1 protein-coding gene is annotated in these 713 nt (G+C 75.0%); it reads right to left on the reverse strand.

All coding sequences use genetic code 11. The features are described 5' to 3' along the window. Positions 1-642: bifunctional transcriptional activator/DNA repair enzyme AdaA (locus FNQ90_RS25735; protein WP_182608503.1), on the reverse strand; the 642-nt coding region annotated here is incomplete at its 3' end. Between the last annotated feature and the right edge of the window lie 71 nt (positions 643-713).

Genomic DNA, 713 nt, shown 5'->3' on the forward strand with positions numbered 1-713 from the left:
GTCGGCTGTGTATAAGAGACAGGTCCCGGTCCCCGGGCCGGAGGGGGGGCCTGCGGGTCGTCCGCCCCCGGCGCGGCGGCGGGCACGGCCGACGGCGGCGCGCAGTTCGCCGGGGGTGCGGTCGTGCAGTTCCCGGATGGTGTCGTTGAACTGCCGGACGCTGGCGAAGCCGGCCGCGAACGCCACCTCGGTGACCGGCAGTTCGGTGCTCTGCAACAGCAGGCGGGCGGTGTGCGCGCGCTGGGCGCGGGCGAGGGCGGCCGCGCCGGCGCCGAGTTCGGCGACCAGTCGGCGTTGCAGTTGGCGGGTGCTGTACCCGACGCGGTGGGCGAGGCCGGGGACGCCCTCGCGGTCCACGACGCCGTCGGCGATCAGGCGCACCGCACGGGCGACGACGTCGCCGCGCAGGTTCCACTCCGGTGAGCCGGGCACGGCGTCGGGACGGCAGCGGCGGCAGGCACGGAACCCGGCGGAGGCCGCGGCGGCGGCCGAGGGCAGGAAGCGGACGTTCGCCCGCTTCGGGGTGCGGGCCGGGCAGCTGGGTCGGCAGTAGATGCCGGTGGAGGTCACGCAGGTGAAGAACACACCGTCGAAACGGGCGTCCCGCCCTCGTACGGCCGCGTACCTGGTCTCGTCGTCCATCACGTCTTCGAGTCTGCCGCTTCCGGCGCCCCGCGTCCGGCGGAAATCGGACATCGATCATGGGGCCCGTG

It is taken from the genome of Streptomyces alkaliphilus (assembly GCF_014141535.1).
Lineage (GTDB): Bacteria > Actinomycetota > Actinomycetes > Streptomycetales > Streptomycetaceae > Streptomyces > Streptomyces alkaliphilus.